Raw genomic sequence first — 455 nt, 5'->3', positions numbered from 1 at the left:
TGGAGAGTTGAATCAACGTATCGCCGATACTGAACAAGTCTTCGAGTCTTTTGCTAAGGTCAGCGCTAATGTTCAACGAGTGAAGAAGGTTCGTGGCATTGGACCGCAAACCGCTACTGCGATACTTGCTTCGATAGGCAATGGTTCTCAATTTGATAAAAGCCGTGATTTCTCTGCTTGGCTAGGACTAGTACCAAAGCAATATTCGACGGGAGGAAAGCCTCGCTTAGGTCGGATAACCAAACACGGCGACAAATACTTGCGAACACTATTAGTTCACGGGGCAAGGACAGTCATTGCCAACCTTGGCGACAAGCAAGATAAGCTAAGTCAGTGGTGTCGAGGCGTTCTAGAACGAAGAGGAATGAACCGAGCGATAGTGGCACTTGCCGCGAAGAACGCACGAATTATATGGTCGCTTTTACACAATCAAACCGAATATGAAAACTATGCTG

1 pseudogene is annotated in these 455 nt (G+C 46.8%); it reads left to right on the top strand.

Going from position 1 to position 455, the window contains the following annotated elements:
- Positions 1-455 (top strand): annotated as a pseudogene (locus AB4323_RS23135) (IS110-like element ISVisp6 family transposase); the annotation flags it as partial.

Source organism: Vibrio sp. 10N.261.52.C11 (assembly GCF_041471405.1).
GTDB classification, from domain to species: domain Bacteria; phylum Pseudomonadota; class Gammaproteobacteria; order Enterobacterales; family Vibrionaceae; genus Vibrio; species Vibrio crassostreae_C.
This window is presented reverse-complemented; position numbering and strand designations above follow the sequence as displayed.